At 67.0% G+C, this 6,570-nt stretch carries 8 protein-coding genes; 1 reads left to right on the plus strand and 7 read right to left on the minus strand.

The window, feature by feature from the left end; translation table 11 throughout:
- Window positions 1-3: 3 nt before the first annotated feature.
- The 7 genes from BCY76_RS04185 to BCY76_RS04215 form a co-directional block, all read right to left on the minus strand.
- Entirely contained in the window at window positions 4-729 is a 726-nt protein-coding gene (locus BCY76_RS04185; protein WP_070160557.1) for an ASCH domain-containing protein, read from the minus strand.
- Window positions 730-818: 89 nt separating this feature from the next.
- Complete coding sequence (locus BCY76_RS19815; protein ID WP_170922577.1) at window positions 819-1,325, minus strand: inositol monophosphatase family protein; 507 nt, start codon at window positions 1,323-1,325, stop codon at window positions 819-821.
- Window positions 1,306-1,704, minus strand: coding sequence for an inositol monophosphatase family protein (locus BCY76_RS19820; protein WP_170922578.1), 399 nt, complete (start codon window positions 1,702-1,704; stop codon window positions 1,306-1,308). Before BCY76_RS19820 ends, BCY76_RS19815 begins: the two co-directional genes overlap by 20 nt.
- The gene (phnE, locus tag BCY76_RS04200) at window positions 1,701-3,467 is read right to left on the minus strand and encodes a phosphonate ABC transporter, permease protein PhnE (protein ID WP_083277548.1); all 1,767 of its coding nucleotides are present in this window, start codon (window positions 3,465-3,467) and stop codon (window positions 1,701-1,703) included. The genes BCY76_RS19820 and phnE overlap by 4 nt, the downstream gene beginning before the upstream one ends.
- Window positions 3,464-4,243, minus strand: a complete 780-nt coding sequence (gene phnC, locus BCY76_RS04205) for a phosphonate ABC transporter ATP-binding protein (protein ID WP_070160551.1) — start codon at window positions 4,241-4,243, stop codon at window positions 3,464-3,466. The genes phnE and phnC overlap by 4 nt, the downstream gene beginning before the upstream one ends.
- 10 nt (window positions 4,244-4,253) lie before the next feature.
- The gene (gene phnD, locus BCY76_RS04210; RefSeq protein ID WP_083277547.1) at window positions 4,254-5,207 is read right to left on the minus strand and encodes a phosphate/phosphite/phosphonate ABC transporter substrate-binding protein; all 954 of its coding nucleotides are present in this window, start codon (window positions 5,205-5,207) and stop codon (window positions 4,254-4,256) included.
- A 132-nt stretch (window positions 5,208-5,339) separates the two neighbouring features.
- Window positions 5,340-5,795 (minus strand): MarR family winged helix-turn-helix transcriptional regulator, encoded by a 456-nt coding sequence (locus BCY76_RS04215; RefSeq protein ID WP_083277546.1) that lies wholly within the window; start codon window positions 5,793-5,795, stop codon window positions 5,340-5,342.
- Window positions 5,796-5,923: 128 nt separating this feature from the next.
- Between BCY76_RS04215 and BCY76_RS04220 the strand changes: the two genes are divergently transcribed.
- A partial coding sequence (locus BCY76_RS04220) for a helix-turn-helix domain-containing protein (protein WP_170922579.1) occupies window positions 5,924-6,570 on the plus strand: 647 nt, incomplete at its 3' end.

Below are 6,570 nucleotides of genomic sequence, written 5' to 3' on the forward strand. Positions count from 1 at the left end.
TCATCAGGCGAGGCGGAAGCCGACGACGTCGACGACGTCCTCCTCCGTGATGTGCGGATAGTGGCCCCGCAGCCCGGAGCGCAGAGCCTCCAGCGACGAGGCGTTCTCCCGCCGCACGTCCTCGGCGGTCAGCTCCCCGAACCGGCGTTGCCCGATGGTCTCCACGACGCCGGAGAGCACCTGGAACCCTGCGACCTCCGCCTGCTCGAAGACCATGGTCACCGGGCCGATCCGCTGGGGGTCTCCCAGCCGGATGGTCACGGTCTTGCGACCGTCGGCGACATCGTCGTAGTACTGGCCGGCGAAACGCAGCACCCGCCCGGCATCAGCGTCCGGCGACCGGTACCCGTGTGGCAGCAGGTCGCGGATCGACACCGGCGTCGCCGCCTCCCCTGCGGTGGCGTCGGTCGGCGGCACCAGCACCTCGAGGTCAGGATGAAGATCGAGCATCACCTGGCGGCATCGTCCGCAGGGCGCGATGACGTCACGGCCGTCATCGCCCACAGCGGTGATGGTCATCAGCCGGTCAGAGGACACTGCGGCGGCCTGGCCCAGCACCACGAGCTCCGCGCAGGGGCCACCGGTGAAGTGGTGGACGTTGACCCCGGTGTGGATGCGCCCGGAGATGTCGATCGCTGCGGAACCGACGGTGTGCTCGTCCCCCGGCCCGAGACGGGACGTGACCTCCCGTGCGGCAGTCAGGACACGGCGGTCGTTGAGCGTCAGCATGGAGTGCAGTCTACGGGCAGACGATGAGGCCCGGCCCCGTGATGGGACCGGACCTCAGAGCCTGCCTGAGCCGAGCGTGTCTGCTTGAGTCAGATCGCCATGAACTTGGCGAACACCTCCGGCACCTCGCCGTGGGCCATGAGACGGGCCAGGCGGGGGCCGATCTCAGCAGCCCTGGCGGGATCGCGGGTGATCAGGTAGGAGTGGCTGGCCCAGTCCCCGAACCCTGGCGGAGCCTGCCCCAGCCGCAGGTGGGTGCATCCCGTGGCCTGGGCCACCGCAATCCCCCCAGCGATGTCCCACGGTGCCGCACCGGTGAGTTCGAAGGCCCCGCTGGCCCGACCCGCGGCCACGTGAGCGACCTGCAGGGCGAACGACCCCGGATTCCGGACGATCCCGAAGCTGCGGCAGATCTCCACAAGCTCTTCGAGCTCGGCCCCGGTGGAGCGCAGCCCCTGGAAGGGCTGCGAGGTCAGCACTCCGGGCCGCCCGGGATCCTCGGCCGCCGAGGCCAGCACGGAGTCGTCGACCCACGCCTGATCGTCGGAAGCCCAGAAGGTCTCGCGCCGCAAGGGGTCATGCACTGCACCGGCCACGATCACCCCCTCCACCTCGGCGGCCACCGACGGTGGAGATGTAGGGGATCCCCGCGATGAAGTTGTGGGTGCCGTCGATGGGATCGATATGCCACCGCAGGGACGCAGAACCGACGGAATCGGTCGGCTCCGTGGCACCGAACTCCTCTCCGGCGATGGCCGCGTGCGGAGTCGCCTCCGCCAGGATCTCCCGGATCCGACGCTCCGAGGATCGGTCGACCTCGGTGACCGGATCGAACTCCGAGGTCTTGTGCTCGACCTCGACCGTCTCAGTGAAGGCCTGCCGAATGTCATCGGCCACAGCTTCGGCCGCGCGCCGGGCGATGCGGGCCAGACCCAGCGAGTCGTCCGTCGCGCCGTCGTGGTGAGTATGTGTCACAGAATCTGCCTCCTGAGCCAGCCGGAGAATCTCTCCGTGGCATAGACGGTGATGAAGATCATGATGATCAGGGCCAGGGTCTGATCCATCTGCCGGCCTCTGATCGAGGCATCCAGTGCGAGCCCGATGCCGCCGGCTCCGACGATGCCCATCACCGTGGCCGCTCGGACGAAGACGTCGAACATATAGAGCCCGACCCCGACGATCCCGGGCATCACCGTCGGGATCGTGGAGGTCACTGTGCGTTGCAGCCAGCTCGAACCCACAGCTCGCATAGCTTCGTTCTGCTTCGACAGGTCGGTGTCCTCAATCGTGTCGGCGATGAGCTTTCCGGCCAGTCCGATGGATCCGATGGTGAGGGCCAGCACCCCGGCCAGCGGTCCCATCCCGAAGGCGACCACCAGCAGCACCGCGATGATCAGCTCCGGCATGCCCCGGACCACGACGGTGGAGAACCGGGCCAGCTTCTCCGCGATCGGATGGAAGGTCGCGTTCTTCGCCCCGAGGATCCCGATCGGCAGCGAGATGATCAGCCCCAGCACGGTGGCGGCCAATGCCATCCAGATGGTCTCCAGCATCAGATCCAGATGGCGCGTGAAGTTGGTGACGAAGTCCGGCGGGAACATGCTCACCACATAGGGCACGATGTCCTGGATCGCGGCGATGAGCTGCACCGGGCCGAAGCCCAGCAGCACGAAGCTGCCGACCGTCAGCACCACCGCGGAGACGCCCATGATCCAGCGCCGCAGCCGGAAGACGTCCCAGCCCACACTGATACGGCCTTCGGCCTTGGGCCGACGCCAGGCAGGTGTGCGCGCCCGCTGCAGATCCGCATCCCTGGCACCAGCCTGAGCAGCGCCGAGGGGCGCAGCGCCGCCGCGTCCCGCGCGGCGGGCAGTGAGACCTCGATACATCGCACGCAGGGAGAAGGGATTCTCCTTGGCTGGAGCCTCGCGGCCCAGCACAGCGGCTCGCGCCATCGCGGAGAGCCGCTCCGTGAGCAGCACCAGGACGAAGATGATGATCGCAATGGCCATCACCCGGGTGTAGACCATCTGTCCCTGGACCCGCTGCAGCTCCAGACCGATGCCACCAGCACCGACGAAGCCCAGGATCACCGCGCTGCGCAGGTTGATGTCGATCCGGTACAGCGACAGCGAGATCCAGTTGGTCATCACCTGCGGCAGCACCGCCGAGAAGAAGGTCTGGATCCGGGTGGCGCCGGAGGCCCGACTGGCCTCCACGATGCCCATGTCGATCTCTTCGATCCGGTCCGCGAAGAACTTCCCGATCATCCCGATCGAGCTGATCCCCATCGCCAACACCCCGGCAGTGGGCCCCACACCGATGGCTCGGACGAAGATCAGGGCGAACACCAGAGAAGGCACCGCACGGGTCAAGGTGATGATGAATCGACAGATGTTGTACGCCACCGGCCCGGTGGTGATGTTCCGCGCCGCCAGCGCCGAGACCGGCACCGCCAGCACCAGGGCGATGGCCGTACCCGCCAGCACCATCCACAGCGTCTCGATGACGGCGACGACGTAGCGCTGCCAGTCGACGAAACTGGGCGGCATCATCCGATCGATCAGGTTGACCACCGAATCCATCCGGCCCCACACGTTCCAGGGCGTGAACCCGGTCTGCCAGAGCGCCACCCCGAAGAGCGCGATCACCGCCAGACCGACCAGCTGCAGACGCCGTCGCTTCTTGTCCTTGGGCGGCCGCAGCACCCGCGGACGCACAGTCTCCATCACACTCATGCCGCCTCCGGATCAGTGCTGGCATAGATGGTCGAGGCATCTGCGATCGTGATCTGGGAGGCATCCCGGTCGAAGACGATCTCTCCATGGCGCAGGCCCACCATCCGGTCAGCCCACTCGATGGCCAGCTCCACCTGGTGCAGACTGCAGATCACCGTCAGCCCGTCCTCCTCACAGACCTTCAGCAGCAGCTCCATGATCTGCCGAGACGACTCCGGATCCAGGGAGGCCACCGGCTCGTCGGCCAGCACCAGCTCGGGCTTCTGGAACAGTGCCCGCGCGATGCCGACCCGCTGCTGCTGCCCGCCCGAGAGCGTGCCGGCCTTCTGGAAGGCCTGGTCCCCGAGCCCGACCCGCTCCAGCTGAGCCAGGGCCTCATGGCGCATCGCATTGGGATAGGTCATCACCCCGTACCGGGGTCCCCGCAGTGTGCCCAGCGCTCCGGCCATGACGTTCTCCAGCGCGGTCAGCCGACCCACCAGGTTGAAGTGCTGGAACACGAACGCCACCCGCTGTCGGAACCGGCGCAGCTGACGGGCCGACATCGCCATCGGGTCCTCACCGAGCACCGTCATCTCCCCGGAGGTCGGATCATGCAGCCGGTTCAGCACCCGCAACGTGGTCGACTTCCCCGACCCCGAGAGCCCCATCAGCACCAGCTTCTGACCCCGCGGGACGTCTAGGTCGATCCCGCGCAGCGCCAGAACCTCACCGTCATTGAACTCCTTGGTGATCCCCCGCAGGCTGACCGCGAGGTCACTCGAGCTGTTCGTCATCGTCGCTCCTTCAGCTCTGGCAGGCCGGGGCATCGGTGAGCTCGCAGACCTCTGCGATCGGCTCCCAGTAGGACTCGTCCTCGGAGACGATCCCCCAGAACTGGCCCATGACCCGGCAGAAGTCCCCGGTCTCACCTTCGGCCTGCAGATCGTCAGGGCACTCGCCGCGCTCGTAGATGGCATCTCCGTTGAGCTCCAGGATGGTCTCGGTGATCATCGTCTGCAGCTCCTCGTCGATCTCCGTGGAGACGGAGATTCCACCTTCCGGCACCTCGTCCCGCCAGATGATGTCCAGGGCTCCGGGCTCGACGTCGTCGTTGTCGTCGAAGAAGATGACCTCGGCGTACTCGCGGTGGGTGAATACTGCGGCGCATTCGCCGTCGTACATGCTCCGGGCCGCCGAGGCGTGGTCACCGACGAAGATGCCGTTGACGTCACGTTCCGGATCCATCCCTACGCTCAGGAAGGCGGCTGCTCCGAAGAGATAGCCAGTGGCGGATCCGGGTGAGATGAAGCAGATGTCCTCTCCGGCGAGCTGCGTGATGTCCTCGATCCCGGAGTCGGCCCGGACGGCGGCCACCGCCTCGTTGCGCGGACCCTGTTCGTCCGGAGCCGTCGCGCCCACGGTGTCGAGCTGGGCGCCGTTGTCTCGTGCGATCCACTGGGCGAACGGCCCCAGCTGGACGAAGTCCAGGTCCCCCGCGATGGTCGCCTCGATCACGGCGGCCGGATCCGTCGCCTCGAAGAGCTCGATCTGGTAGCCGGTCTCCTCCTCGAACTTGTCGATGAAGAAGCTCCAGTTGTCGAGGGTCTCGGTCGCCGTCTCCAACGGAACGACCCCGAAGTTCAAGGTGCCGCCGTCTCCCGCGTCGCCGCCGTCGTCTCCGGCCCCGCAGGCCGTCAGCCCCAGCGCCGCGACGGCGGCCCCTGCCGTCCAGCGCATAATGTGTCCCCTGTGTCCCATGATGCTCTGCCTCTCATCCGGTGCTGATGATCCAAGAGTTTGTACTACAAACTATTAGGACTATAAAGTGATACAGGTCACGAGGTCAAGAGACGGTCTACCAGAGACTGGCAGGACGCAGATCCGCCCTGGTCAGATGATGCCGCGGCGTGTGGCCAGCTCCGTCAGCAGCCCCCGCAGGGTGTCGATGTCACCGTCAGGAAGCCCCGCCACCAGCTCATCCTCAGCGACCCGAGACATGTCGGCGCAACGGCGCTGAAGCTCCGCACCGGCCTCGGTGAGGGTGATGGCATAGCGCCGTCGGTCACGGGCGTCCCTGACCCGCTCGATGAGCCCGTCCTTCTGGAGGGCATCAGCGATGATCGCCACACTGGCCTGATCCAGCACCAGGGCACGGCAGACCTCGAACTGCGCCACGGGCTGCGGCAGGCTCGCCACCGCCGTCAGCATCGCTGCCGACCGGGCGCTCAGCCCCAGGGGCTCCAGCAGCGTGCGCAGCCGGTCGGCCCGCAGCTGGTTCAGCCGATTCATGAGCCAGCCGATGTCGCCGGCCATCGGAAAACGGGAAGTCTGAGCAGTGGCCACCATGGGCACCACTCTAGTTGTTGTGGGGCATGAGGTTGTCGGAGCCGGCGGGGCGATGAGAAAACGAACGGACTCCCGCCCGCAGGATGGTAATCGCCAAAGAACCACCTGCTGCGCGAAGGAGCCCGTTCATGCCCCACGCTACCGCGGTGCACCCGAACTCCACACTGACCCCGACCGGCCGACTCAAGATGGTCGAACGCCACATCGACGACGGGCTGCCCATCGCCCATGTAGCCCGCGAGTTCCGCGTCAGCTGGGACACAGTGAGCAAATGGGTCACTCGCTACCGCGACCACGGTGAAGCCGGACTCGTCGATCACCCCAGCACTCCGCGCCACTGGCCGACTGCGACCCGGGAATCGGTAGTCGAGCGCATCGAGGCGCTACGCCGGCAGCTGAAGTGGTCGGCTCGTCGGATCCATCTGCACCTGATCACCGGCGGGATCGACCCGCTGCCCCAGCAGCATGGGCTGGCCACCGGCGAGATCCACCCGCCGGTGCGGATCAGCCTGCGCACCGTGGGCCGGTGGCTGGCGCGACGGGGGATCTCCCGGCTCCGGGATCTCACCCCGAACGGGGAGAACCTGCGCACCACACCGTCGGTGATCGAGGCCGAGCATCCCGGGGCCATGGTGCATCTGGATGTCAAGAAGGTCGGCACCATCCCCGACGGAGGCGGGCACAAGATCCACGGCCGGGGCAGCAGCAAAGCCAAGGCCTCCAAACGCGGCTCCGGGGCCAGAGTCGGCTATACCTATCTGCACTCGGCCGTCGA

The organism is Nesterenkonia sp. PF2B19, from assembly GCF_001758425.2.
GTDB classification, from domain to species: Bacteria; Actinomycetota; Actinomycetes; order Actinomycetales; family Micrococcaceae; genus Nesterenkonia; species Nesterenkonia aethiopica.